Annotated in this window: 25 protein-coding genes; 16 read left to right on the top strand and 9 right to left on the bottom strand. The window is 51.9% G+C overall.

The features are described 5' to 3' along the window. Nucleotides 1–22: 22 nt before the first annotated feature. From hutC to hutH, 3 genes are read left to right on the top strand one after another with little or no spacing between them, the layout of a single operon-like run. Nucleotides 23–724 carry a histidine utilization transcriptional repressor HutC gene (gene hutC / locus CDA54_RS04610; RefSeq protein WP_099033837.1) on the top strand — a complete coding sequence of 234 codons (702 nt, stop codon included), beginning with the start codon at nt 23–25 and terminating at the stop codon, nt 722–724. Between the two features lie 14 nt (nt 725–738). Then, nucleotides 739–2,403, top strand: a complete 1,665-nt coding sequence (gene hutU / locus CDA54_RS04605) for a urocanate hydratase (protein WP_099033836.1) — start codon at nt 739–741, stop codon at nt 2,401–2,403. Then, a complete protein-coding gene (hutH, locus tag CDA54_RS04600) occupies nt 2,403–3,926 on the top strand; it encodes a histidine ammonia-lyase (protein ID WP_099033835.1) in 1,524 nt (507 codons plus the stop codon). The genes hutU and hutH overlap by 1 nt, the downstream gene beginning before the upstream one ends. A gap of 513 nt (nt 3,927–4,439) precedes the next feature. Here hutH and hslU read toward each other — a convergent pair. Together hslU and hslV are read right to left on the bottom strand one after the other, a co-directional pair. Continuing rightward, nucleotides 4,440–5,774 carry an ATP-dependent protease ATPase subunit HslU gene (gene hslU / locus CDA54_RS04595; protein ID WP_099033834.1) on the bottom strand — a complete coding sequence of 445 codons (1,335 nt, stop codon included), beginning with the start codon at nt 5,772–5,774 and terminating at the stop codon, nt 4,440–4,442. Between the two features lie 41 nt (nt 5,775–5,815). Continuing rightward, a complete protein-coding gene (gene hslV, locus CDA54_RS04590; RefSeq protein WP_099033833.1) occupies nt 5,816–6,340 on the bottom strand; it encodes an ATP-dependent protease subunit HslV in 525 nt (174 codons plus the stop codon). Nucleotides 6,341–6,626: 286 nt separating this feature from the next. On the opposite strand from hslV, the gene CDA54_RS04585 reads away from it, so the two are divergent. Further along, a complete protein-coding gene (locus CDA54_RS04585; RefSeq protein WP_143452259.1) occupies nt 6,627–7,529 on the top strand; it encodes a phosphoribulokinase in 903 nt (300 codons plus the stop codon). 306 nt (nt 7,530–7,835) lie between these two features. Here CDA54_RS04585 and CDA54_RS04580 read toward each other — a convergent pair whose 3' ends face one another. Then, complete coding sequence (locus CDA54_RS04580) at nt 7,836–8,246, bottom strand: OsmC family protein (RefSeq protein ID WP_099033832.1); 411 nt, start codon at nt 8,244–8,246, stop codon at nt 7,836–7,838. Between the two features lie 224 nt (nt 8,247–8,470). Here CDA54_RS04580 and ompR point away from each other — a divergent pair, with 224 nt between their 5' ends. From ompR to CDA54_RS04560, 4 genes are all read left to right on the top strand, one after another. Beyond that, nucleotides 8,471–9,199: an osmolarity response regulator transcription factor OmpR gene (gene ompR, locus CDA54_RS04575; RefSeq protein WP_099033831.1), complete on the top strand. Its 729-nt coding sequence runs from the start codon at nt 8,471–8,473 to the stop codon at nt 9,197–9,199. Nucleotides 9,200–9,210: 11 nt separating this feature from the next. Continuing rightward, on the top strand, nt 9,211–10,512 hold the full coding sequence (gene envZ / locus CDA54_RS04570; RefSeq protein WP_099033830.1) for a two-component system sensor histidine kinase EnvZ: 1,302 nt from the start codon (nt 9,211–9,213) through the stop codon (nt 10,510–10,512). Between the two features lie 128 nt (nt 10,513–10,640). Beyond that, entirely contained in the window at nt 10,641–12,095 is a 1,455-nt protein-coding gene (locus CDA54_RS04565) for a M16 family metallopeptidase (RefSeq protein WP_099033829.1), read from the top strand. Continuing rightward, nucleotides 12,092–13,477: a M16 family metallopeptidase gene (locus tag CDA54_RS04560; protein ID WP_099033828.1), complete on the top strand. Its 1,386-nt coding sequence runs from the start codon at nt 12,092–12,094 to the stop codon at nt 13,475–13,477. Before CDA54_RS04565 ends, CDA54_RS04560 begins: the two co-directional genes overlap by 4 nt. A 402-nt stretch (nt 13,478–13,879) precedes the next feature. Here the strand turns inward: CDA54_RS04560 and CDA54_RS04555 are convergent, their stop codons facing one another. Both CDA54_RS04555 and CDA54_RS04550 read right to left on the bottom strand, forming a co-directional pair. After that, a complete protein-coding gene (locus CDA54_RS04555) occupies nt 13,880–14,563 on the bottom strand; it encodes a hypothetical protein (protein WP_099033827.1) in 684 nt (227 codons plus the stop codon). Nucleotides 14,564–14,824: 261 nt separating this feature from the next. Further along, nucleotides 14,825–16,090 carry a sensor domain-containing diguanylate cyclase gene (locus CDA54_RS04550; protein ID WP_143452258.1) on the bottom strand — a complete coding sequence of 422 codons (1,266 nt, stop codon included), beginning with the start codon at nt 16,088–16,090 and terminating at the stop codon, nt 14,825–14,827. 228 nt (nt 16,091–16,318) lie between these two features. Here CDA54_RS04550 and CDA54_RS04540 point away from each other — a divergent pair, with 228 nt between their 5' ends. The 3 genes from CDA54_RS04540 (at nt 16,319) to CDA54_RS04530 (ending at nt 18,797) form a co-directional block, all read left to right on the top strand. Further along, nucleotides 16,319–16,744, top strand: coding sequence for an ATP-dependent zinc protease family protein (locus CDA54_RS04540; protein WP_099033824.1), 426 nt, complete (start codon nt 16,319–16,321; stop codon nt 16,742–16,744). A gap of 122 nt (nt 16,745–16,866) precedes the next feature. Continuing rightward, complete coding sequence (gene rimK, locus CDA54_RS04535; protein ID WP_099033823.1) at nt 16,867–17,772, top strand: 30S ribosomal protein S6--L-glutamate ligase; 906 nt, start codon at nt 16,867–16,869, stop codon at nt 17,770–17,772. Then, on the top strand, nt 17,772–18,797 hold the full coding sequence (locus CDA54_RS04530) for a succinylglutamate desuccinylase/aspartoacylase family protein (protein ID WP_099033822.1): 1,026 nt from the start codon (nt 17,772–17,774) through the stop codon (nt 18,795–18,797). Before rimK ends, CDA54_RS04530 begins: the two co-directional genes overlap by 1 nt. 18 nt (nt 18,798–18,815) lie before the next feature. Here CDA54_RS04530 and CDA54_RS04525 read toward each other — a convergent pair whose 3' ends face one another. Continuing rightward, nucleotides 18,816–19,886, bottom strand: a complete 1,071-nt coding sequence (locus tag CDA54_RS04525) for an MJ1255/VC2487 family glycosyltransferase (protein WP_099033821.1) — start codon at nt 19,884–19,886, stop codon at nt 18,816–18,818. A gap of 16 nt (nt 19,887–19,902) precedes the next feature. Then, a complete protein-coding gene (locus CDA54_RS04520) occupies nt 19,903–20,415 on the bottom strand; it encodes a phosphatase PAP2 family protein (protein ID WP_099033820.1) in 513 nt (170 codons plus the stop codon). Between the two features lie 211 nt (nt 20,416–20,626). Between CDA54_RS04520 and rraA the strand changes: the two genes are divergently transcribed. The 5 genes from rraA (at nt 20,627) to sseA (ending at nt 24,526) form a co-directional block, all read left to right on the top strand. Further along, complete coding sequence (gene rraA / locus CDA54_RS04515; RefSeq protein ID WP_099033819.1) at nt 20,627–21,112, top strand: ribonuclease E activity regulator RraA; 486 nt, start codon at nt 20,627–20,629, stop codon at nt 21,110–21,112. Then, the gene (locus CDA54_RS04510) at nt 21,109–22,122 is read left to right on the top strand and encodes a formimidoylglutamase (protein ID WP_099033818.1); all 1,014 of its coding nucleotides are present in this window, start codon (nt 21,109–21,111) and stop codon (nt 22,120–22,122) included. Before rraA ends, CDA54_RS04510 begins: the two co-directional genes overlap by 4 nt. Next, entirely contained in the window at nt 22,122–22,817 is a 696-nt protein-coding gene (locus CDA54_RS04505; protein WP_099033817.1) for an aspartate/glutamate racemase family protein, read from the top strand. Before CDA54_RS04510 ends, CDA54_RS04505 begins: the two co-directional genes overlap by 1 nt. Before the next feature lie 78 nt (nt 22,818–22,895). Continuing rightward, complete coding sequence (locus CDA54_RS04500) at nt 22,896–23,669, top strand: MliC family protein (RefSeq protein WP_180237109.1); 774 nt, start codon at nt 22,896–22,898, stop codon at nt 23,667–23,669. A 2-nt stretch (nt 23,670–23,671) separates the two neighbouring features. Continuing rightward, on the top strand, nt 23,672–24,526 hold the full coding sequence (gene sseA / locus CDA54_RS04495) for a 3-mercaptopyruvate sulfurtransferase (protein ID WP_099033815.1): 855 nt from the start codon (nt 23,672–23,674) through the stop codon (nt 24,524–24,526). A 281-nt stretch (nt 24,527–24,807) separates the two neighbouring features. On the opposite strand, the gene CDA54_RS04490 is transcribed toward sseA, so the two are convergent. Together CDA54_RS04490 and CDA54_RS04485 are read right to left on the bottom strand one after the other, a co-directional pair. Beyond that, entirely contained in the window at nt 24,808–26,091 is a 1,284-nt protein-coding gene (locus tag CDA54_RS04490; protein ID WP_099033814.1) for a Glu/Leu/Phe/Val family dehydrogenase, read from the bottom strand. A 110-nt stretch (nt 26,092–26,201) separates the two neighbouring features. Next, nucleotides 26,202–26,729, bottom strand: coding sequence for an SPOR domain-containing protein (locus CDA54_RS04485; RefSeq protein ID WP_099033813.1), 528 nt, complete (start codon nt 26,727–26,729; stop codon nt 26,202–26,204). Nucleotides 26,730–26,848: the final 119 nt, after the last annotated feature.

Genomic DNA, 26,848 nt, shown 5'->3' with positions numbered 1-26,848 from the left:
AAAACAGTTTCAGGCGTAACAGATGAGTAAATATCAGCAAATTAAGGCCCACATTCTGGAGAAAATCGAAGGCGGTCACTGGGCTGAGGGCGATGCTGTGCCCTCAGAAAATCAGCTGGCACAACATTTTTCTGTCAGCCGCATGACCGCGCGCCGGGCGTTGCAGGAGCTGGCCGAACAGGGGGTGTTGAGCCGCACTCAGGGGGCGGCAACCTGTGTGGCGAGTCTGAAAAACCAGTCTTCGATGCTGCAAATTCGCAATATCGCCGATGAGATCCGTGCCCGTGACCATCAGTACCGGGCCCGGGTGATAGAGCTGGGTAGCCGTGAGGCCAGCACCGGAATTGCCAGGCAATTGAAAATCGACGTGGGTGACAGGATTTTCTACAGCCTGATTTGTCACTGGCAGGACGATATTCCGCTGCAACTTGAGCAGCGTTTTATCAATCCGGCGCTGGCTCCGGATTATCTGGCCCAGGATTTTACCGCAACCACGCCTCACGAATACCTCTGTACTGTGGCGCCATTAACCGAAGCCGAGCACAAAGTTGAAGCCGTACTGGCCGACGATCTGGCCCAACAGCATTTACATATCGGTGCAGACAGCGCCTGCCTGCGCCTGCACCGAACCACATGGAGCCGGGAGGGTATCGTCAGCCACGCGCTTTTGACCCACCCGGGCGACAAATATCAGTTGGGGGGTCATCTGACCTTTCAGCCCTGAACAGGAGAGTAACCATGCACAACAGACACGATCCTTCGCGCACAATCCGCGCGCCCCACGGCAGCCAGTTAAGCTGCAAAAGCTGGCAGAGCGAAGCCGCACTGCGCATGCTGATGAATAACCTTGATCCGGATGTGGCCGAACGCCCGGAAGATCTGGTGGTTTATGGCGGTATAGGCCGCGCCGCCCGAGACTGGCAGTGTTTCGATAAAATCGTCGAGGTACTCAAACGCCTGGAAGATGACGAAACCTTACTGGTACAGTCCGGCAAGCCGGTGGGTGTGTTTAAAACCCATAACGATTCACCGCGGGTACTGATCGCCAATTCCAATCTGGTACCACACTGGGCTAACTGGGAGCATTTTAACGAACTGGATAAGAAAGGCCTGATGATGTACGGCCAGATGACGGCTGGCAGCTGGATCTATATCGGCAGTCAGGGCATTGTTCAGGGAACCTATGAAACCTTCGGTGCAGTGGCACAAAAGCACTTCAGTGGAGAAGCCAAAGGAAAGTGGGTACTTACTGGGGGGCTTGGTGGCATGGGCGGTGCTCAGCCCTTGGCCGCGACGATGGCCGGTTTTTCGATGCTGGCGGTGGAATGCGACGAGACCCGCATTGATTTTCGTCTGCGTACCCGTTATGTAGATCAAAAGGCCACCTCGCTGGATGACGCCTTGCAGATAATTGAGCAAAGTGAAACGCCGGTTTCTGTAGGGTTGCTGGGTAATGCAGCCGATGTCTATGCCGAACTTGTACAGCGCAATATCACCCCGGATGTGGTTACAGACCAGACTTCTGCCCATGACCCGTTAAACGGTTACCTGCCCCAGGGCTGGAGTATGGAATATGCGGCGCAAATGCGTACAAAAGATGAAGCGGCAGTGGTGAAGGCTGCTAAACAGTCCATGGCGGTACAGGTTAAAGCCATGCTGAGCCTGCAGGAGCGCGGTGCGGCCACCCTGGATTATGGCAATAATATCCGCCAGATGGCGTTTGAAGAGGGTGTTAAAAATGCCTTTGATTTCCCCGGCTTTGTGCCTGCTTATATCCGCCCGCTGTTCTGCGAAGGTATAGGGCCGTTCCGCTGGGCGGCACTGTCTGGCGACCCTGAAGATATCTACAAGACCGATCAGAAGGTCAAAGAGCTGATCCCCGATAACGCCCATCTGCATAACTGGCTGGATATGGCCCGCGAGCGCATTCAGTTTCAGGGGCTGCCGGCCCGTATCTGCTGGATCGGTCTTAAAGACCGGGCGCGTGTGGCACTGGCCTTTAATGAGATGGTTAAAAATGGCGAACTTAAAGCGCCTGTGGTGATTGGCCGTGACCATCTGGACTCCGGCTCAGTAGCCAGCCCCAATCGTGAAACCGAATCTATGCTGGATGGCTCCGATGCCGTCTCTGACTGGCCGCTGCTAAATGCGCTGCTCAGCACCGCCGGTGGCGCCACCTGGGTGAGTCTGCATCACGGTGGCGGCGTGGGTATGGGCTTCTCCCAGCATGCCGGGGTGGTGATCCTCTGTGACGGTACTGAAGCCGCTGCTAAACGGGTGGGCCGGGTGCTGTGGAACGACCCGGCCACCGGCGTGATGCGCCATGCCGATGCCGGATACGATATTGCTAAAAATTGCGCCAGAGAAAATGGCCTGGATCTGCCCATGTTGGAGGATAAATAATGCATACCATTAACTTACAGCCGGGCAAAGTAGACCTGGCCACCCTGCGTCAGGCCGATCGTAACCCGGTCAGTGTCACCCTGGCAGAAAGTGCCAAAGCGGGTATTAATGAATCGGCCGCGACTGTGCAAAAAGTGCTGGATGAAGGCCGGGTGGTGTATGGCATCAATACCGGTTTCGGACTTTTAGCCAATACCCGTATTAAACCTGAAGAGCTGGAATTGTTGCAGCGCTCCATTGTGCTGTCTCACGCCGCCGGTACCGGCAAACTGATGGATGACAGCAGTGTGCGCCTGATGATGCTGCTGAAAATTAACAGCCTGTCACGCGGTTACTCCGGTATTCGTTTGCAGGTGATTGAAAACCTGATTGCGCTGCTAAACGCTGAGGTTTATCCCTGTGTGCCGAAAAAAGGTTCGGTGGGTGCCAGCGGCGACCTCGCACCACTGGCCCATATGAGTATGCCGCTGATGGGCGAAGGTCATGTACGTTATCGCGGTGAGATCATCACCGGGCAACAAGGCCTTGATGTTGCGGGTTTGCAAGCACTCACTTTCGCCCCTAAAGAAGGATTGGCACTGCTCAATGGTACCCAGGCCTCCACCGCCTTTGCGTTACAGGGGCTGTTTGCCGCTGAAGATCTGCTCGTCAGCGCCACGGTGGCGGGCGCCATGTGTGTGGAGGCGGCCATGGGCAGTCGCGCACCTTTTGATGCGCGCATTCACGAGGCTCGTGGGCAACAGGGGCAGATAGATATGGCTGCGGCGTATCGTGATCTGTTAGGTAACAGCTCTGAAATCGGCCAGTCTCATGAAGATTGTGAAAAAGTGCAGGATCCCTATTCACTGCGCTGCCAGCCCCAGGTAATGGGCGCCTGTTTAACCCAGATGCGCAATGCGGCAGACATCTTACTGGCAGAGGCTAACGGTGTTACGGACAACCCGCTGGTGTTTGGTGAAGATATTATTTCCGGGGGTAACTTTCATGCCGAGCCGGTGGCCTTTGCGGCCGACAACCTGGCGCTGGCAATTGCCGAAATCGGAGCCTTGTCGGAGCGGCGTACCGCGCTTTTGATCGACAGTAACCTGAGTAAATTGCCCCCATTTCTGGTGGAAAACGGCGGGGTGAATTCCGGCTTTATGCTGGCCCAGGTCACGGCAGCGGCACTGGCCTCTGAAAACAAGAGCCTGGCCCATCCGGCTTCGGTAGACAGCCTGCCGACTTCCGCGAATCAGGAAGATCACGTATCGATGGCCACGTTTGCCGGACGCCGGCTCGCAGATATGGCGGAAAATACCCGTGGTATTCTGGCGGTGGAGCTACTGGCTGTGGCTCAGGGTATTGATTTCCGTCGTCCCCATAAAACCAGTACAAAACTGGAGCAGGCCTATGCGCTGGTCAGGGAAAAAGTGGGCTTTTATGACCACGACCGCTACTTCTCGCCGGATATTGAGACCATCGCCAGCCAGATAGCGGCGGCGGCCTATAATCCACTGGTGCCATCCCTGGCGTTGTCGAAGTAAAATCTCTGTCATGCCCGAGTGTTGTTATCGGGCATGTCCAGCACCTTTGATAGCGGGGTGTTATTGATTGGCACACTGTTAATTCAAAGGTTGCTGGGCATCCATTCCCGTAGCCCGGATGCAGCGAAGCGGAATCCGGGGGAGTTTGTTCCCGCAATCCGCTTCGCTTCTTGCAGGCTACGCCGGACCTGACACCCCCGTCGTCCTGATGAAAATCAGGACCTTTATGGGGTGAGTACCAAAGCAGGATAACGCTCTCGCAAAGGCGCGGAGAATAAAAGCCTTACAACCTCCGCGCCCCTGCGTCTCTGCGAGAGATAATTGAATGCGCTTTTTGGACCTGATAGAGATCCCGGCTCAGGGGCCGGAATGAGTGCTAAATCCTTAGGAGTTCACCACCTCAACCCTGCAATCTGCATTGTCGGGCTAAAGCCCGGACCTACAGCGCTGTAGGTTGGACTTTAGTCCAACAGTGATGCCGAAATCAGCACCGCTGTCGGAGTAAATTCCGACCTACAAAATAAAGCGGCTCAGATCTTCGTCTTCCACCAGGCTGTCGAGGTGCGCGTTGACGTATTCGGCGTTGATCTCAATTTTATCGCCCTGTTTGTCGGTGGCATCGAAGGAAATCTCTTCCATCAGCTTTTCCATCACTGTGTGCAGGCGCCGGGCTCCGATGTTTTCGGTGCGCTCATTAACCTTCCATGCGGCTTCGGCGATACGCTTGATACCGTCTTCGGCAAAACTTACGTCTACTCCTTCGGTTTTCATCAGCGCGATATATTGCTCGGTCAGTGATGCACTGGGCTCGGTGAGAATACGCACAAAATCCCCTGTGGTCAGTGCACTCAACTCAACTCTGATTGGCAGGCGCCCCTGCAGCTCAGGGATCAGATCCGATGGCTTGGACATCTGAAACGCGCCGGAGGCAATAAACAGGATATGGTCGGTTTTGACCATGCCATGTTTGGTGTTGACGGTAGAGCCTTCCACTAATGGCAGCAGATCCCGCTGTACGCCTTCGCGGGATACATCGCCGCCACCGCTGTTGCTTTCGCGTTTACAGATCTTGTCTATCTCGTCTACAAACACGATGCCGTTCTGTTCGACGTTGTAGATGGCTTTTTCTTTAAGTTCTTCGTGGTTCACCAGCCGCGCAGCTTCTTCTTCGATCAGCAGCTTCATGGCGTCTTTGATTTTAAGCTTTTTCTTTTTCGAACTGGTTCCCGATGACAGGTTCTGGAACATGCTTTGCAGCTGGCTGGTCATTTCTTCCATACCCGGAGGGGCCATGATTTCAACACCCATCTGTGGAAGGCTGACATCAATCTCTATTTCCTTATCGTCCAGTTGCCCTTCTCTGAGCTTCTTGCGAAAGGCCTGACGGGTGCCGCTGTCTTTGACCTCTTCTTTCTCACCCCAGTTATTCTGTGCAGGTGGCAGCAGGGCATCAAGTACGCGCTCTTCGGCCGCTTCCTCGGCGCGATAACGAACTTTTTTCATTTCCTGCTCTTTGGTCATTTTCACGGCAATATCGGCGAGATCACGGATAATGGTTTCCACTTCCTTGCCCACATAACCCACTTCGGTAAATTTGGTCGCCTCGACTTTGATAAAGGGCGCATTGGCAAGCTTCGCCAGTCGCCGGGCGATCTCGGTTTTACCCACCCCGGTAGGGCCGATCATCAGAATATTTTTTGGCGTCACCTCATGGCGCAGCTCTTCATTGAGCTGCATGCGCCGCCAGCGGTTGCGTAAGGCAATGGCAACGGCGCGCTTCGCACCTTGCTGACCGATTATATGGCTGTCCAGCTCGTGGACAATTTCTCTGGGTGTCATTTCAGACATAGGGATACCTTTAAGTAATCTGTTTATCTGGCTGAGATCGATCAGTAATCGAGTTGCTCAACGGTCTGGTTCTGATTGGTGAATACGCAGATATCACCGGCTATGGTCAGACTTTTTTCCGCGACTTCACGGGCGCTGAGCTCAGTATTATTCAGTAGTGCAGTGGCTGCCGCCTGGGCATAAGGACCACCGGAACCAATGGCGATTAAATCCATCTCCGGCTGCAAAACGTCGCCGTTACCGGTGATGATCAATGAAGCCGTCTCGTCTGCCACCGCCAGCAATGCTTCCAGACGCCTGAGCATTCTGTCAGTACGCCAGTCTTTGGCCAGTTCAACTGCGGCCCGCATCAGGTGGCCCTGGTGAGTCTCCAGTTTGGATTCAAAGCGTTCGAACAGGGTAAAAGCATCGGCAGTGCCTCCGGCAAAACCAGCCAGTACCTTATTCTGATAAAGGCGGCGAACTTTTTTTGCATTGCCTTTCATCACCGTGTTGCCCAGTGATACCTGGCCGTCACCGGCAATCACTACCTGATTGTTGCGTCTGACTGATACGATTGTGGTCACTATAGATCCTTTTCTTTCGGGGCTATTCACCGAGCCCACTGTGCGATGCAGAGTATTTTGGGGCAAAGGCCTGCTTTTCAAGGGACGCTGTCAATGTCTGACAGCATAAGTGCTTTTTATAAGCTTGCCAGCATCAGGCTAAAAATAATCTAAGCAGCGAACGGGGTTTCAGGGGCTTTGCTGCAGGCTTTTGCGGCAGATTCCGGCGTTTTTGCAGTTCTGCGGGACTTGACCCCTTAATCTGCCTTGCTTATAACTAGCGTTCGATAAAATCAGATGATGACCTATGTCAGCTAAGCATCCCATTATTGCTATTACCGGTTCGTCCGGTGCAGGCACAACGACAACCACAAATGCCATCCGGCATATATTCCGCAATCTGGGTCTGGATGCGGCCTTTGTGGAAGGCGACAGTTTCCATCGTTACACCCGCCCTGAGATGGAAGTGGAGATCCGCAAGGCGCAGGAACAGGGGCGGCATATCAGTTACTTTGGCCCCAAAGCCAATGATTTCGTGCTGCTTGAGAGCCTGTTTCGTGAATACGGTGAGACCGGTCAGGGTAAGTATCGCCAGTATCTGCACAGTTTCGATGATGCGGTACCTTTTAACCAGATGCCCGGCACGTTTACCCCCTGGCAGGATCTGTCGGATAAAACCGATTTGCTGTTTTATGAGGGGTTACATGGCGCAGTAGTCACAGAAGAGGCTGATGTTGCCAAACATGTGGATTTGCTGGTGGGCATGGTACCCATTGTAAATCTTGAGTGGATCCAAAAAATCGTTCGTGACACGACCGACCGCGGTCATTCCCGTGAGGCCGTTATGAGCAGTATTGTGCGCAGCATGGATGATTATTTCCACTATATTACCCCTCAGTTCTCCCGTACTCATGTGAATTTTCAGCGAGTACCGACGGTGGACACCTCAAATCCTTTCAGTGCAAGGGAAATACCCTCCCATGATGAGAGTTTTGTGGTAGTCAGGTTTCGCCGCGAGATGCGTACTGTAGATTACCCCTATCTGCTTAAAATGATTGATGGTGCCTTTATGTCGCGGGTGAATACTATGGTGGTACCCGGTGGCAAGATGGGGCTGGCGATGGAACTGATACTGTCGCCGCTGATTGAAGAGCTGATGGACAAGAAACGCCGCGCCAGCTTCCAGATGGACTGGGTCGAAGAGAAGTAACGCCGGTATTCTCCTGATTTAGCTCCGTCACTCCCCCATGTTGTTGGCGGGAGCCCAGCGACCTTTCGCCCCTCAGCAAGAATATTTCACCGCAGAGTCGCCCAGCACCTTTGATTGACAGATGCTACTGGGTAGCACATTGATAAATCAAAGGCTGCCGGGCGACTCCGCGGTGAGAAATGTGCTTTCCTGTGGGGGTAAAAAAAACCTTAACCAAACTCAGCCTGACTGGTCGAATGAATTCGACCCTACACCGAAAATCAACTCCGTAGCCTGGATGCAGCGAAGCGGAATCCGGGAAAAATCTCAGCTAAACTCAGCCTGGCGTACTTCAAAGCTGTGGCTGATATCCACGGATTTGCCGAGCATAATGGACACCGAGCAATACTTATCCGCCGACAGATTTACCGCTCTTTCCACATGTTTGTCACTGACATCAAACCCGGTTACAACAAAGTGCAGATTCATTTTGGTAAATACTGCGGGCACCGCGTCGGCCCGTTCACCACTGAGCTGCACTTCTACCCCGGTGACCTGTTGCCTTGCCTTTTTCAGGATGCTGACCACATCTACCGAGGCGCAGCTGCCCGCCGCCATCATTACCATTTCCATGGGCGTGGCGGCAGTGGCTTTGTCGCCGTCCATCACAACCGCGTGACCGCTGTCTGAGGTACCTACAAAACGCTGGTTATCCAGCCATTTTACACTTGCTTGCATAAGGTCTGATTCTGCTGTGAATATATCCGGCGGCCATTTTGCCTCAGGGCTGATAGGGATTGCAATTCAGGTTTGTGTTGGGGCGTCAGCGAAAAATGAATATGACTTCGGCGCAGCGCATAATCTTTTGTAACAATCCTGTTCATTGCCGGGAGGTCTTAGCCTTTCACTTTCCCGAGCCCTTGCCTTATAGTGGCGTAAAAGGTGTAAAACCGGGACAGGGTATGGGACAGGAAACAACAAAAATCTTGGTGGTTGATGATGATATGCGTCTGCGTAGTCTGCTGGAGCGCTATCTGATTGAACAGGGTTATCAGGTCAGAACAGCGGCGAATTCTGAGCAGATGGACAGGCTTCTGGAACGGGAGAACTTTCATCTGATGGTACTGGATTTGATGTTGCCGGGGGAAGACGGCTTGTCTATTTGCCGGCGTCTGCGCCAGAAAGAGAATGAACTACCGATTGTGATGCTGACCGCAAAAGGTGATGAAGTGGATCGTATTATCGGCCTGGAAATGGGAGCCGACGATTATCTGCCCAAGCCGTTTAATCCGCGAGAGCTGCTGGCCCGTATCAAGGCGGTGCTCAGGCGCCGCAATGTCGAAGCGCCGGGTGCCCCGTCTCAGGCCGAGCAGCTGGTCAGTTTTGGCCGCTACCAGCTGAATCTGGCCACCCGGGAAATGAGTGCTGATAATAAGCCCATTACCCTGACCAGCGGAGAATTTGCCGTACTTAAATCGCTGGTCACGCATCCCCGGGTTCCTCTGTCGCGGGACAAGCTGATGAATCTGGCCCGTGGCCGTGATTACAGCGCGCTGGAGCGTAGTATTGATGTGCAGGTATCACGCCTGCGGCGCTTACTCGAAGAGGATCCTGCCAATCCCCGGTATATTCAGACCGTGTGGGGGTTAGGTTATGTGTTTGTACCCGACGGCGAGAGTAAAGCCAGCTGAAAGCCCTGATCATGCGTTTTCTGCCCAGAAGCGCCTTCGCGCAAACGGTATTGTTGATTGGCATGTTGTTGCTGATCAATCAGGTGGTGTCTTACCTGTCGGTGACCTACTACTTTATCCGGCCCAGTTATCAGCAGATTAACAGCTTGTTGGCCACTCAGATTAAGGTGGTTTTTATTGAAGGTCTGGATCATCAGGATCCGAAACTGCATCAGGCCTTTTTCGAAGCTACCGGCATTCGTATCATGGATGAAAATGAGGCCCGCAAGTCTGGTCTGGAACAGGCCCGTTACTACCAGTTTTTGTCCCGTCAGATGTCGAATGAACTGGGCGGTAATGCCGATGTGCGTATCAGCCCGGGGAGCCCGTCACTGTTCTGGGTAAACCCCCCTCAGGCGCCGGATTTATGGATTACGGTTCCTATGCAGGGTTTGGGTGAGGCGGATATTTCACCTCTGACGATTTATCTGATGGTTATCGGGGTGCTCAGCGTAGCCGGTGGCTGGCTGTTTGTGCGCCGTCTCAACAGGCCATTAAAAGCCTTGCAGGGGGCGGCGCTGACAGTGGCAAGGGGCAACTTCCCACCTCCCCTCAAAGAAGAAGGTTCGAGTGAAATTATCGCCGTAACCCGTGCATTTAATCAGATGTCTAAAGGCGTTAAGCAACTGGAAGATGACCGTAACCTGCTCACGGCGGGTATTTCTCACGACTTGCGTACTCCATTAACCCGTATCCGGCTTGCTGCAGAGATGTTGCCAGAAGAGCAGGACTGGATCCGTGAAGGGATCACTAATGATATCGAGGACATGAATGACATCATCGATCAGTTTATCAATTATGTGCGCCAGGACCGTCAGGAGAAAATTGAACGGGTAAACCTCAACAGCCTGATCGACGATGTGGTCAAGGCCAGAAATATAGAAGCCCATCACGATATTGAATTGCACCTGGAGGAGATTCCGGACTTGCAACTGCGTAAGGTGGCGATAAAAAGGGTGCTGGAAAATCTGATCGATAACGCCTTTCGCTACGGCAGCGACCATATCACTGTTACTTCCGGCTATAACAACAAGAGCCGGGAAGTGTTTTTTTGTATCCGCGATTTCGGAGCCGGTATCCCCGAAGAGCAGGTAGAAAATCTGTTTCAGCCTTTTGCTCAGGGTGATAAAGCCAGAGGCAGCATGGGCTCAGGTTTGGGACTGGCGATTATCAAACGGATTGTGGATATGCATTTAGGCCATATCAGTCTGGAGAATCATGCTGATGGTGGTTTGCAGGCCAGCGTCTATCTACCGGTCAGGCTGATACGCTAGTACTGCTGTCTGAAGTTTACTGAGTTCATAACAGTGAAGTGTACTGATTTGTTATGACAGTGATTGTCAGCTTCGAAGGAGCTGGTTATATTTTCATCGACATATAAAAATAAACAAGGAATAAGGTTATGAGGATATTCAGATTTGCCCTTCCTGCAGCATTATTGCTGATGGTGGGCTGCAGCGAGCAACCGTCGCAGCAAACACAGACCGAAGCCATGGCGGACGAGCTCGCTGAAGCATCAAAACAGGCACAAAGCCCTGTGAGCTTCAACGTGCCAGTGCATTACAGCACGCTGGATAATGGCTTAAAGGTTGTCATTTCCACTGACAGAACCGCGCCCATTGCCACGGTGGGAGTGTATTACAATATCGGATTTCGGATTGAGCCGAAGGATCGCACCGGCTTTGCTCACCTGTTTGAACATATGATGTTTCAGGGGTCAGACAACCTTGGCAAGATGGAGTTTATTCACCTGGTGCAGCAAAACGGTGGCGTGCTGAACGGTTCAACCCGTTTTGATTTTACCAACTACTTTGAGATTGTGCCGGCCCACAAAGTGGAAACCATGCTCTGGGCTGAAGCTGATCGCATGCGTGGTCTGGCCATCACCCAGGAGAACCTCAGGAATCAACAGGAAGTGGTTAAAAATGAGGTGAAGGTGAATGTGCTGAACCAGCCTTATGGTGGCTTCCCCTGGTTGGATATGCCTCAGTATGCTTTCGATAACTGGTACAACTCACACAATTTTTACGGCGATCTGGAAGACCTGGACGCCGCTACCCTGGAAGATGTGCAAAGCTTTTTTGATCGCTATTACTCACCTAACAACGCGGTGGTGGTTGTGGCCGGTGATGTTGATGTAGAGCAGACCCGGGCTCAGATAGAGCAGTACTTTGGCGATATACCGGCGGCCGAGCTGGGACAGCAACCGGATCTGACCGAGTTACGGCAGGAAAAACAACGCCAGTTCAAACGTTATGACAAACTCGCGCCCAAACCGGCTTATGCTTTCGCGTACCGCATGCCCCCGCGTAATTCGGCTGAGTACTACGCCATGGGTATTATCGACCAACTATTGGTACAGGGCGATGACAGCCTGCTGCACCAGGATCTGGTTAAGGATAAACAGCTTACCGGAGATGTAGGGGGTGGCATCAACTACCTGCTTGGCAATATGTTTAATTACAATGGCCCGATGTTGTGGATGGCATCCTTTACCCATGATGAGGAACATGATCCAAAAGCGCTGACTCAGGCGGTAGACAGCGCGATTGCCAAACTGATTGAACAACCCATCGATCAGCAAGACATTGACCGGGCGATGGTCAAACTGCGCTCCAGTTTGTACGACAATATCGATAGTTTTTATGGCTTCGGGAAAGTGGACTTACTTGCCAGTTTCGCCCTGTTTGATGATGATCCCGCCCGTATTAATGCGCTGGAACAGCAATTCCAGGCAATTAGTCCGGAAATGATCAAAAAGACCGCTAAAGAGTATCTGCGTCCGGGCAACCGTACCATTCTGACCCTCATCCCGGGTGAAGAGCCACAGGCCGAATCAAAAGGAGAACAACAATGAACAAATGGAAAGCACTGATCGTCGCAACGTTGCTCGCCACTTTTGGAGCACAGGCCGAAAAACAGCAACCTCCTGCAGGCGGTGAACCTAAAGATTTTAAACTGACTGAAACCTATGATTTCAGCCTCGACAATGGCCTGGAAGTGACCTTTGTTCAATACGGTGATACGCCCAAAGCCACGTTACGCCTGGTGACCGCAACCGGCAATGTCGATGACGGTGAGCAGGATGCCGTTTCGGACCTGGCTTATGAGCTGTTGACGGAAGGCACAACAAAGCGCTCTGCCCGGGAAATTGCGGAGCAGGCTGCCGGGATGGGGGGGCAGGTGAATACCTCTGTATCCGCCAACTCCAGCTATGTACAGATGGACGTGCTGAGTGAGTACGCCGCCGATGCCGCCTCTCTCATTGCCGATCTGGTGCAACATTCGGAATATGCAGAGGAAGATCTGCAACGGGCAAAAAATAACTTTATCCGCGATCTGAAAGTGCAGAAATCCCAGGCACAGGGTCAGGCGGCCGAAGCTTTCTACAGCACAGTTTATCCCGATCATCCTTATGGTGATGTGTTTGCCGATGAGTCGGTTGTGGAGACGCTGGGTAGCGAGGAGGTAAAAGCCTTTATGGATACAAATCTGGTGGCTACGCGCAGCCACTTGTATGTTTCCGGTAAATTTGATCCCGCGAAGGTAGAACAAGCCGTTAAAGCGGCATTTTCTGATATGGCTGCCGGAGAACCCCGCTCGCTGAGCGCGCCACAAGGTAAAGGTGCAGGTCAGTTTGTGTTTGTGCCCCGGGAAAATGCACCGCAATCGACGTTGCGACTGGGTTTGCCGGTGGTGGATCCGTCTCATCCTGACTATGTCGCGCTGGGGCTGATGAATACCCTGCTTGGGGGGTCCTTTTCCAGCCGTATTACCTCAAACATCCGCGAAGATAAGGGGTATACCTATTCACCAGGCAGCACTATTTCTGCCCGGGTAAAATCCGGTACCTGGTTCCAGACGGCAGATGTGACCGCCGAAGCAACGGGGCCTGCACTGGCTGAGATCATCAAGGAAATAAAGCTTCTGCAGACTGAAGCGCCGTCACAGGAAGAGCTGCAGGGATTTAAAAACTATATTTCCGGTATTTATGTGCTGCAGAACTCTTCACGCACCGCGATTATCAACCAGCTGTGGTTCCTGAAGAGCCACGGATTGCCACTCTCCAGGCTGGAAACCTACGTGCAACAGATCAATGCTGTGACGCCCGGACAGATTTCCTCGCTGGCAGCGAAGTATCTGCCTCTGGAGAAAATGACCCTGGTGGTTGTAGGTGATGAAAGCGTGAAGTCTCAGCTCACAGAAGTGCCTGAGCTGAAGGAGATTTTTAAACTCTGATAAAAAGCTGTCAGTCACCAGTTTTCAGCTATCAGTCTGATCACTGGTGGCTGCCTGGTAGGTCGGATTTCAATCCGACAATCTGTAGTCATGCCCGAGTGTTGTTATCGGGCATCGAGCGCCTTTTGAAAAGGCAAAACTAACCACAGAGTCACAGAGAGCACAGAGGTATTGAGGGTTTACCCCCTTTACTTCTCTGTGCCCTCCGTGGCTCTGTGGTGAAATATCCTTTATATATTTTTATTGTCAGTTTGCGGCGCGCAGGTTCCAGTCACTCCCATGTAGTGTCGAAAGCGAATACAAGGATGTATTGTCTCGCGAACCTAAGGAAGGAATTTATTCGACCAGAGGAGGCGGAATTGACTCCGTTAGTCCAATAAATTGGACCCTACTACTGATAACTTATTTCAGCATCAGGCGCAGATTATGGGTTTTCCATAGCCAGGCCACGAATAACGCATGCAGGTTTAACAGCAGTATCAGCAGCCATTCGAAGGCATCGTCCATACTCTTATAATCCACCGCAGGTAACGCATCCAGCAACAGCGAAAACAGAGCGATGGCCAGCGTGGCGATGCTGAGTCGTAACAATACTTTGCCCTGAGTGATGTGGCGCGCCAGAGCCGCACTGAGCAATAGCTGAGCGATAAAGGTCAGGCCCAGATAGACTATTACGCCAGTGCGGCGTAACAGATAGAAGGTATCGCCAACATGACCCAGACTAAGGGTATAGATGAGCAGCGCAACACTGGCTATGCCACCCAGCACACAGAGCGTTTGAGAGTTCTTAGCCTGCAAACGGTTAAGCCATTGCTGATTCAGCCACCAATACAGGCTGAGTGTCACCAACGCCGGTATCATGCCGCCTTTGAAGATAAAATACCCCAGGCCATATCGCCCGGTAGCACTGACACTATGGCAGTCCAGCCAATAGGGGTTGCACCAGCCCAGGTGCCCCTGAACAGAAGACGCCAGCCAGCTCAGATGAATGGTCAGCATAGGTAATATTGCAACAAACAAGCCAAACAGCCATAGCCTGCTGCCTGATGTAGCGGTGTTTGTGAACTCAGTTTTATTTGCTTGCATACTCAATAGCATTGTTTAAATGCAGGTATTTGTCATATCTAAGTTACCGGATCGGCTCGTTTGGATATCCGGTGTCAGTCGTTAGCAGTTAGACAATTCAAAGGTCGCTGAGCTCCCGCCAATAAGATGCGGGAGCGACAATTACTATCCTGCCCGTTGATGACCGGGTAGTCATCAAACTACGGTGTAGGCAGGGGGATAGTGCAGAGCGAAGGGCGGAGGTCATACCGAAAAGGGCAACACCACCTGAGCTACAGGTGATCAGACACAAACCCTGTTTCGCCCCTGATCTTTGGCCTGATAAAGCTTATTATCAGCTTCTACCAGCATACTGTGGCCCATATCTTTTTGCAGTTGGTCGCTCAGACCAAAACTTATGGTAACGCTCAGGCCCTTGCAGACTTTCTCCCATGGCCAATTTTCTACCTTGGTACGGATTCGGTTGAGCAGGCCCTCAGCCTGTTCTTTGCTGGTTTGTGGCATCAGCAGCACAAACTCTTCACCGCCGTAGCGGGCTAATACATCAGATTCCCTGACTTCTTCCATCATCAGCTGAGCCAGTTGTTTGAGCACGGCATCACCAATCTGGTGAGAATATCTGTCATTGATGAGCTTAAAGTGGTCGATATCACCCAAGGCAAGGGTCAGGGCGTCCCCATACCTAATGGCCTGATGATGCATCAGCCTGAACTGCTGATTAAAGTAACGCCGGTTATGCAGGCTGGTAAGCTCGTCACGCAGGGATAATTCCTGCATGGCTTCGGCCTGTGCCTTGATGGTCTCATTGGACGCAGTTAATTCGGCATAGGTATTCTGTAGCTCCTGGCACATCCGGTTAAACTCCCGGGCCAGAATGGCCACTTCGTCATCTCCTTTGATGGTCACCTGTTGATCCAGGTTGCCTTTGCTCATTTCCATGGCTGCACGGGTGAGATTACGAAGATGTTTGATCAGTTGCCTGCCCATGGTCAGACTCAGCAGCAGGGTAATGATAAGCCCCGCGGCGGCACCAATCAGCATGCTCTTACTAAGCGTAACCAGATAGGTTCTGTCATGGCTATTGAGGTTAGTGGTATCGGTTTTCAGGGCATAACCAAGAATTTCGTTATTCTGAGATAAAGGCGTTGCTTTTCTCAGCGCAGTAGCAGGAAGCTGCCCACCGGGCTGGAATTCTCCTGCGCCAATAAAAATGTGTCCGTTTTGATCCGCAACGGCATACGCAGGCAGGGGCTGGTCTAAAATCACAGAGCGCAATGCCGTCTGAGTGGTTTTTGTATCATCAGAGGACGACCGGGCTAGCGACATTTGTGCTGCCAGAGCAGCGGCGCTCTCAGCGGTTCCCCAGTTGCTGTGTTGTTGCTTAAAATTCTGGATCAGCCCGGTTAATCGGTTCAGTTGTTCCTGGCGGGTAAGATCTTCAAAACGCTGTTCCAGCAACAACGGGCTGACCAGCGCCATAACGCTGATCGCAGCCAGGCTGGTAATCAACATTGATAACGTTAGCTTAGTGCGTAAAGAGCTGAACAATTCTCTCTCTCCCTAGGGCCGGACAGAAAACATGCCGGTGTCCTTTTGGGGCATAATAGAACAATTTTAAATCAAGTTCAGTGTCATTTATCTGATATAGGTATACCTGTTGTACAAAACACAGACTTACTGGATAAGGTATTGTGTTAATGGGGTAATTATCTGGCTGGATTTGCTGATCCATGCTATATGCCTGCAGTGAATAAATGTTATGGACACAAGAGACTTATGCAAACATTAGGCTGGCGGGAATGGGGTGCTTTGCCCGCACTTGGCATTGATAAAATAAAGATGAAAGTAGACACGGGCGCAAAGACCTCCTGTCTGCATGCGTTCAGACTTGAATCTTTCGAAAAAGACGGTAAACCCTGGGTACGTATCTATCTGCACCCACATCAAAACGACAACCAGACCGAGCAGATCTGTGAATCTCCGGTATTGGAACAGCGCTGCGTGCGCGATTCCGGAGGTCACGAAGAATTGCGCTATGTGATCGAAACTGATCTGCACGTCGCTGACCAGCGTTTTAAAGTAGAACTCACCCTGACCAATCGTGATTCTATGCGTTTTCGTATGTTGTTGGGACGACAGGCGATGGAAGGACGTTTTGTGGTTGATCCTCAGCAATCTTACGTGTCAGGTCAGATTGATTAATATCCGGTGGCCTGCCAAACTGCAATTTCGCTTCTGTAGTGGTACGTGGCGTTATTTGATGCAATTGCTACAGGCTTTCCCATGCAGGCAAATTCACAACTCAGACTAAAGGCTTAGTTATTATGAGAATCGCTGTCTTATCCCGTAACGCCAATCTCTATTCCACACGCAGATTAAAGGAAGAGGGGGAAGCTCACGGGCATGAAGTGCATATTATCGATCCACTGAAATGCTATATGAATATCAATATGAAGAGTTCATCGGTACATATCAGGGGTAAACAATTGCCGGAATTCGACGCCATTATTCCACGCATCGGGGCGTCCATTACCTTTTACGGTACAGCGGCACTGAGGCAGTTTGAGATGATGGGGGTCTATCCTGTAAATGAGTCTGTGGCCATTAGCCGGAGCCGCGATAAGCTGCGCTCGTTGCAATTGCTATCCCGTAAAGGCATAGGTTTGCCCGTTACCGGCTTTGCCAATCAGGCCAGCAACATTCCTGACCTTATCGACATGGTGGGCGGTGCGCCACTGGTGATCAAGTTGCTCGAAGGTACTCAGGGCATTGGTGTGGTGTTGGCCGAAACCCGTCAGGCGGCAGAAAGTGTTATCGAAGCCTTTATGGGCATGAAAGCCGATATTATGGTGCAGGAATATATTAAAGAGGCCGGAGGCGCCGATATCCGCTGTCTGATTATCGGTGACAAAGTCATCGCGTCTATGAAGCGCCAGGCGAAGGCCGGGGAGTTCCGTTCTAACCTGCATCGGGGAGGCAGTGCCTCATTAGTGCGTCTGACACCCGAAGAACGCAGCACTGCGGTAAGGGCGGCGCGCACCATGGGGCTGAATGTGGCCGGGGTCGATATACTGCGCTCTAATCATGGCCCGGTGGTGATGGAAGTGAATTCTTCTCCGGGTCTGGAAGGGATCGAAGCGGCAACCAACAAAAATGTTGCGGGTCGTATCATTGAGTTTATTGAGAAAAATGCCAAAGCCCATAAAACCCGTACCAGAGGAAAAGGTTAATGCCCCGACGCCCGGCCTTTGAAATTGCCGAACACCGGGTGGCTGCCGGTACTCAGGTGTCGATTAAATTGCCCGCCACCCGATTGTATACCGATACCCCCATGGATTTGCATGTGGAGGTCTTCCATGGTTTGCGCGACGGCCCTGTTCTGCTGGTGTGCGCTGCGATCCATGGTGATGAACTCAATGGTATTGAAATCTGCCGCAGACTGATTAAAAGACTGAACCCCAAACGCATGCATGGCACTGTGATTGTTGTGCCAATCGTTAACGTATTCGGGTTTATTCAGCAAACCCGTTATTTGCCGGATCGGCGGGATCTCAATCGTTGTTTTCCCGGCTCTCAGCGCGGGGCGCTGGGCAGCAGGCTTGCCCATTTGTTTCATGACCAGTTACTCAGCCGCGCCACCCATTTGATTGATTTGCACACCGGCGCGATCCACCGCAGTAACCTGCCACAAATTCGCACTGATATTAAAGACCCCATAGCCAAACAAATGGCAGAAGAATTCCATGCGCCGGTTATTTTGCATGCCAGGGAACGGGATGGCTCGTTGCGATCTTCGGCAACGGAGCTGGGGGTACATTGCTTGCTCTATGAAGCGGGCGAGGCATTGCGTTTCGATGAGGCGTCTATCCGCACAGGTCTTAATGGCATTCTCAATGTAATGAAATATCTGGGCATGGGGCAGCGCCGTGGTAGTCGGCGGAAATTTGAGCCGATGATTGCCAATAGTAGCCAGTGGGTGCGCAATGAAGTGGACGGGTTGATTGTCAGTCGTGTAAGGCTGGGTGAAATGGTCAGTAAAAATCAGATACTGGCGTATTCCGCGAGTCCCCATGGCGATATGGAAGAAGCCATACGCTCACCCATTGATGGTGTGGTCATCGGTATGTCGAATATCCCGATTGCTAATGAGGGTGAGGCGCTGTTTCATATTGCCAAATTTACCGCTGAGTTGATCGATCAGGCCGGTGAGATCTTTGATGCCTTTACCGAAGACTTTGAACCCCGGGTACTTTGATAAAATGGCCCGTTGTGATCAGGCCGGAGTCAGGTTTTCGAGCCGTCTTTTAAGGGGTTCGGGGAAGTCTACCTGTTGCCAGAGTTGTTGACATATACTCCGGGTATCCTGCCACTCTCCTGTAAGCAGCCAGTCAATCAGCAGTTGTGGGTCGCTGGGGAAACCAATGGGCTCTGCCGGCGCCATTTCCAGCCACTGTTCCACCTCTTCAGTGTCCAGCACGTTCATACTCTGACATAACCCCAGTTGCTCCAGAGTCAGTACATTGGAAAGCTGTTCAAACTGGCCTTTGAGAGGTTTGAGCAGCAATTTTTTACCCAGTTTTAAACACTCGCTGGACAGTTCGAAGCCGCCGTTAGCGATCACGCCGGCAGACTGTTGTAATACCTGATGGAAACCATCTTTGCAGGGGCGACGCCAGTGGATATGATCATCCGCTACTTCCTTGTCTACATCGGGGTGGAAACAAATAAAGTTGACCTCCGTGATGGGGTCCAGCAAAGCAGCGATATCCTGTAAATCTTCAAAAGGCAGGTAGACCAATATATCTTTGCCCTCTTCATTGTGGCTCTGCTCATCTTCAACAAAGGGCGGCATTATGGCATGTCCGAAATGATACCAGTGCACACCGAGATGGATATTAGCCGGAGCAAAGTATTTCATCAGCAGGCGGTTGGCAACGCTGTTCTGCAGTTTTGGGATATTGTGGGTGAATGACGCCTGATGACTGATTGAAATACAGGGGCGTTGCTGCTTTCTGGCGGCCCAGGCGGTGATCGGCTCAAAGTCATTTAACACCAGATCATACTGGCTCAGGTCCAGCGCTTTGATGTCACGTAGTAGTTCACGGGGTTTTGCTGAGCGCAGAGTTTGCCATCGGTCAATGGCGCCCTGGCGATTAACGAAGGTGAGGCCGCGACGGCACTGATATTGTCCAAATACCTGCATATCAAAATATTTGCCCTCGGGGCGTCCGGAAAACAGGAAGTCCACCTTTACGTCCTGTCGCTTCGAAAAGGCCTGAGCCATCACTCTTGCCCGGGTAATATGACCATTACCGGTTCCCTGCACACCATAGAGAATTTTCATCGCTGCCCCTACTAAATTATGCCATCAGGATGAGGCTGAACATGGAAATACTTAATCCCAGACAGGCCCCGGCGAGTATGTCGCCCGGATAATGCACCCCTAACAATACCCTTGATAAACCGATAGTGCAGGCCCAGAGATAGACGGCAATGGCGAACACAGGGTAGAAATGTGCAATCAGGGAGGCCATCAGAAAAGCTGCGGCAGTATGCCCTGATGGAAGGCTGAACTTGTCGGAGGGAGAGATATGAGCGCGAAAGTTGCTTAGCAGATCACAGGGCCGCTGACGTCGGAAGCTCTTTTTCAATAACAGATATATGGGTAATTCCAGTGCGTAAGCGGTGAGCGCAGTGTACAGAAACAAATCCCCATGTCGGGGCTCAAAAAACCATAACACCAGGCCTACGGTTAAATACAGGTGCCCATCACCGGTACGTGATACCCAACGCACAGGAGTGCAGTTTTTGCCACTGGTCTTGTTAAACAGCCAGTAGAATAATTGTGTATCTGCACGGGCGAATCTGTTCATTGCTGTACATCTCGACCTGATAATCGATGACAGGCAGCTTATGAAACTCATATGAATACTCAGTGACAGAAAAAAGAAGACTTTATGACAGGACAGCATCTCTGTTGACCGCGCGGGGAGCTGGCATAAAACAACCCCGTCAGGGGAATGGACACAGGCAAATCTCAAAGTATACTGATGAGGTATTCACCCTACAGCCCCGGATAACCTCATGGATTACAACACTTCAGAACTGTGTGACTTGTTTGCCGATAATGTTGACGTGGTTGAGCCCATGTTTGTCAGCTTCGGAGGACGACGTTCCTACGGAGGTGAAATTTCCACAGTGAAATGCTTTGAAGACAAAGGGCTGCTGGAAAAGATGCTGGCTCAACCCGGTAAAGGCAAAGTACTGCTGGTGGATGGTGGCGGGTCTATGCGTCGCGCGCTTATCGACGCGAATACTGCACAACTGGCGGTCGACAATGATTGGGAAGGTATTGTCTGTTATGGCAGTGTGCGTGATCTGGATGCTCTGGAAGATCTGGATATCGGTATTCACGCACTGGCCTCGATTCCGGTATCGGCAGATTATGAGCAGACAGGTGATGCGGATATTGCTGTCAATTTCGGTGGGGTGACATTTTTACCCGAAGATCACCTGTATGCTGATAGTACCGGCATTATCCTTTCTCCTGATCCCCTGGATATTGAATGAATCCGACGCTTATCCGCACGCTGGATAAGCAGCGTACTCTCGACTTTTTTAGTCCTCGCGCCGGCGAAACCAAACTGGGCCAGAGCATTCATCTGGCTGAGCAATATCAGGACTGGCAAGCGGTCTCAGACGGCGGATGCCGCTATGTGTTGCTTGGCGTACCCGAGCAAATCGGGCCGCGGGCCAATTGCGGTAAAGGCGGTGCCCATCAGGGCTGGCAGGCATTCTTAAGTGCCTTCCTGAATTTGCAGGACAATCAGCAGATGAGTGGCGGGCAGATATTATTGCTGGGGGAACTGATCTGTGATGATCTGCCTGACAGCGACGATCTGGATACGCTGCGTGAGCAATGTGAGGAACTCGATCATCGCCTTCTACAGGTGCTCGGGCCTGTTTTTGCTGCCGGTCTGATACCCATAGTGATCGGTGGGGGGCACAATAACGCCTATGCCATCATCCGTGCATGCAGTGAAGTAACCGGTACCCCGCTGGCTGTGACAAACCTCGATCCCCATGCCGATTTTCGTCAGCAGGAAGGGCGTCATAGCGGCAATGCATTTCGTTATGCTCATGCACAGGGTTACTTGTCGCATTACAGTATTGTTGGGCTTCACGAACAGAAAAACTCACAGGAAGCCTTGCAGGCATTGGAGGAAAACGGCTTTCCCTGGTTCAGCATTCAGCAGATTCAGTGGCGCCGGGAGTTCACCTTTACTCAGGCACTGGAACAGGTGCTGGATTACCTTAACCGTGCAGATCGGCCTGTAGGTGTGGAATTAGACCTGGATGCCATCAGCGATATGCCTACCAGTGCCATAACCCGTGCCGGTGTGGCACTGGATGATGCAATTTATTACCTCCATCGGATGGCGAAACAGAGCAATGTTCATTATTTGCATCTGGCGGAAGCGGCGCCCGAGCGGCACCCTGCCGGGCAAGAGGCGGGACGCCGTGTAACAGGGCAGGCTTTGGCAGAGATGGTCAGTGTTTTTATCAAGGCGGTAGAGTGATGAAGACAATTGGTCTGTTGGGTGGGATGAGCTGGGAATCGACCGTAGGCTACTACCAGAAACTCAACCAGGGCATCAGGCAGCGCATGGGCGGACTGCATTCCGCGAAGATTGCGCTGTACAGTGTAGATTTTTCTCCCATAGAAAAATTACAACATCAGGGTGACTGGCAAGGGGCTGCGGATAGACTGATTCAGGGTGCCAGAGCTGTTGAAGCGGCTGGTGCCGATTTTCTGCTGATTTGTACAAACACTATGCACAAAGTGGCACCCGAAGTTGAAGCCAGTATATCTATTCCTCTGCTGCATATTGTCGATGCCCTGGCTGCTCACTTACAGGAACAGAACATTACTGCTGTTGGATTACTGGGTACCCGTTTTACCATGCAGGACAGTTTTTTCAGGCAGCGTTTGCAGCAGCAATTCGGTATTCAGGTATTGGTGCCGGCAGAGTCTGATGTCCGTGAGATCCACCGTGTAATCTATGAAGAACTCTGTCAGGGCAGAATTGATGAGCAATCACGTCAAAAATACCTTAACATTATCAATCAGTTGTCTGGGCAGGGTGCACAAGGTATCGTGCTTGGTTGTACTGAGATTGGCTTATTGTTGCAGCAACATCACTGTGGCGTACCCTTGTTCGATACGCTGAGCATACATGTTGATGCGGCTGTAAAAAGAGCCCTGAATCACTAAGGAGAGTCCAATATGGGTTTTCAAGGGCGTGTTGACCCTCCATCCATTTTCCGGATTACACATAAGCGCGGATATGCAATGAAGAACCTCATAGCATTGGCTCGGGCACTTTTTCCTGGGCGCTTGTCAGTGGGTTTGCGCGGTGTTGTGCTGACTCTGTTTGCCCTGCTTCTTTCTGGCTGTGAGTTAATCTCTGCAATGCAGGTTAAGGACGAAAAGCCGGTAGAATTCTCCCGACAACAGCACTACCAGTGCGCTTCGGGTGAGAATATTATGATTTCTTACAGCCAGGCCGGTGATTCTGCCATGTTGCTGTACAGTGGCCAGACTCAGGTATTGCCTGAGGTGGAGGCCGATTCAGGTCTTCGTTTTCAGGGCGGCCAGTGGGCCTGGCACATCGAAGGGGACAAAGGTGAGCTGTTTTATGATCGTCAGAGTCAGCCCAAAGAACGGTGTACCCGAATTGATGACCGTAAAGACAATGTCAGTTCCCTGGTGTCCGGAAATATAACCCTACCCGCCTCTCTGCCAACAATCGACAGAGCAGTGTTAGATCTGCGCCTGTACAAATATGAACTTTACAAAGCGGACACCCGTGCCGAAATGGTGGATTGGGTGCAGAGCCCGGCTTTTGTTCATCAACAGGGCAGCAGTACCGAAAGGCCGTTTCAGATTGGTACTCACGAACCCCGGGACCCGAAAATGGGCTACTACCTGACGTTGTATATACTCGAAGAGGGTCATCGTACTCATATTGGTCAGTGCAGCCATAATGAGAACGGATTGTGTAAGGTGCTGACTCAGGGCCAGCCTGGGGAAGTGGAAGCGACATTCAGAAAATTAGGCCTGTAGCTATGCTGGCCCCGGACTTACCGGTATTGGTTTGTGCCCAGTGGCTACAGCATCATCTGCGGGATGAAAACCTGTGTGTACTGGATGCCAGTATGAAGGCGCCAGCTGAGTCTGATAACAATCAGGCACCGCCTGTTATTATCAGTGGTGCGCAGGCGTTCGATATGGATAAGGTCATCAGCGACCCGGAGGCCTCATTGCCTCATATGCTGCCTGACGACAGACGTTTTACCCGGCTGGTCCAACAGCTTGGGATTAATCAGCATACGCAGCTGGTGGTTTACGATAATAAAGGGCTTTTCTCTGCTGCCAGAGCCTGGTGGATGTTTCGTCTTATGGGCCACCAGAAGGTAGCTGTGCTCGATGGTGGCCTGCCGGCCTGGCAGACTGCGAAGGGTTCCGTCATCGACCACTATATGAATGCCACTGAAAAGGGTGACTTTAGTGCCACATTCGATACCCAGGGAGTTGTTAGCGCCGCTCAGGTATTGCAGGCCATAGATGATCCGCAAAGTCTGATTATTGATGCCCGTTCAGCGGGGCGATTTAGTGGTGGTGAACCAGAGCCGCGCGCCGGACTGCGTTCGGGGCATATTCCGGGGTCAGTAAACCTGCCTTTTACGCAGCTGTTGCAGCAGGGAAAGTTGCTCTGTGTGGCAGTATTACAGAAACAGTTTCTCGAACTGGGCGCAGATCAGCACCAACGGCTGATATTCAGTTGCGGATCCGGCGTCACCGCCTGTATTCCTTTGCTTGCAGCCTGGCTTTGCGGTTACCGCAATCTGGCCCTGTATGACGGCTCCTGGAGTGAATGGGGCGGGCGCAAGGATCTGCCTGTTGAGGTCAGTAAAAATTAAGCTGACTGGCATTTTTATGCCTCTTCAAACGCTCTGATAAGGCAGATAAGTCGGCTGTCCCTGCAGGTATGACACACCGTCCCTGGTGTGCCAGTGACCTTTGCATTAGGCATCCCTGCCCTGAGCGCAGGACTTTTAGGTTACCTTTGTGTCCTTACAAAGGTAACTGGCTCGAAGGGACGAGAGACATTAAAGACAGGGAGGTCGATGTTTCTTTAAGTCTCCATCCTAACCGCAGGCTATCCTTAGCTGATACGGCCGCGACTTTTTGGCTTACACAACTAAGAGTTGAAATAATTGCGGGTGCCATGGGCTTCTACTGCCTCACCAATGCGTTTCAGAGCCAGAATATAGGCGGCCGCCCGCAGGCCGGTCTGATGCTCCTCTGCCTGTTCCCAGATTGCTTCGAAGGCACTATCCAGGCGCTGTGACAGCCGCTCCTGAACGGTTTCGGCGTCCCAGCTGTACCCCTGACGATTCTGCACCCATTCGAAATAACTGACGGTGACCCCCCCGGCGTTGGCCAGTACATCGGGAACCACAACACAACCTTGCTCTTCGAGAATAGTGTCCGCGTCTGCTTCCACCGGACCATTGGCAATTTCTACCAGATGCCGGGCCTGAATCTTGCTGGCGTTGTGCTTTGTGATCACGCCTTCAAGTGCGGCCGGAATAAGAATGTCCACATCCAGTTCCAGCAATTCTTCATTGGTGATGACATCGTGGTCAACCTGCTCGCAAATGGAGGCGTTGCAATACACGGCTTTGACCTTTTTACTACGTTGTTTCTCTTCGTAAATACTGTCCACGTCGAAGCCTTCAGGAGAGTATATACCGCCCTGTGAATCGCTGATGGCAACAATACGAAAGCCGGCCTTTTGTAACAGGTGTGCGGCATGGTAGCCACCGTTACCGAACCCCTGAATGGCGACAGTGGTATCCTGTGGCTTCAGGTCCCGCTTGCGGGCCAATGCCAGGGTACAAAGATACGCACCGCGGCCTGTGGCGTCATCACGGCCCAGACTGCCACCGAGTCGCACTGGCTTACCGGTGATCACACCGGGAGCCTTAACCCGGTGAATGGCTTCATATTCATCCATCATCCAGCCCATGATTCTGGCGTTGGTATACACATCCGGGGCGGGAATATCAGTTTGCGGGCCGATAAAATCAGACATTGCGCGCACGTATGAGCGTGACAACCGTTCCAGCTCCATGGGCGAGAGTTTTTTCGGATCGACGATAATGCCACCCTTACCACCACCGAAAGGCAGATCCATCACCGCACACTTTATAGTCATCCATAACGCAAGCGCCTGTACTTCTTCAATGCTGACATCAGGGTGAAATCGGATCCCGCCTTTTGTGGGGCCGAGTTTATTGTTGTAATGACAACGAAAGCCAGAGAAGTAGGAGGTTGAGCCATTATCCATCCGTACCGGCAGGCTGACGGTCATGGTTGCCTTCGGTCGCATCAGGCTGTCGATCACTTCCTGTGAGATTTCTGCCTGTTTGGCAAAACGTGTAATTCTGCTTAGGGCATCTTCGAGTAGATTCTCTGACATATCACTCCCCTGCTGATTGATCCAAGTTGTATCAGATAAAGATTCAGACCTGTTACTTCACTATCCGTGAACAGCGCAAAGGGATCACAACACGCATCTACGGGTTCGGATCAGTCCAGATTCCAGTTCCAGATCTGACACGTGCTGATACCTGTTTTCTGAATCGCATGACGGTCGCGTTCTGCCGCCCGTTTCCTCTCATAAGGACCCAGTATAACCCGATACCATCGGCCATTTTTTCCATTGCTGGGCCGAACTTGTGACTCAAGACCCTGAAAGGCGATCTTAGCGCGCATCTGTTCTGCCTGGTCAGCATTTCTGAATGAGCCACATTGCATCAGCCAGCGTACATCAGATTCCACCTCTTCAGGCAAATCAACTTCTACTGTCTGACGGGGCAGTGTTTCCACAAATTCCCATTCTTCCTGAGGCAGCTCGGGCAGCGCTTCCTGTGGTTCTGCTTGTTGTTCCTGTACCCTGTCAGGCTGTTCTTCCGCGCTGTTTCTGATACTCCACAGGAAATAGGCAAATGCCAGTATCAGCGCCAGGGTTACAATAATGCGTAACCAGGGTACCGGCGCTTTGGGAGGTGGAGCGTTGGCGGAGCGACCGCGGGAAACATAGTCTTTATGTGCCATAGTGTTTTAGATACCTTATCCTTCTCGTGAGGATTGACTGCCTGGGATCGTACCGGGATGTGGCAGGCTGATTCTACGCTAAACCCAACCGACCTCAAAGTGAGGGTTAGTGTAAATGA

The organism is Lacimicrobium alkaliphilum, from assembly GCF_002591895.1.
GTDB classification, from domain to species: domain Bacteria; phylum Pseudomonadota; class Gammaproteobacteria; order Enterobacterales; family Alteromonadaceae; genus Lacimicrobium; species Lacimicrobium alkaliphilum.
The sequence above is the reverse complement of the archived record's forward strand: the minus strand, read 5'-3'. Positions and strand labels throughout refer to the sequence as shown.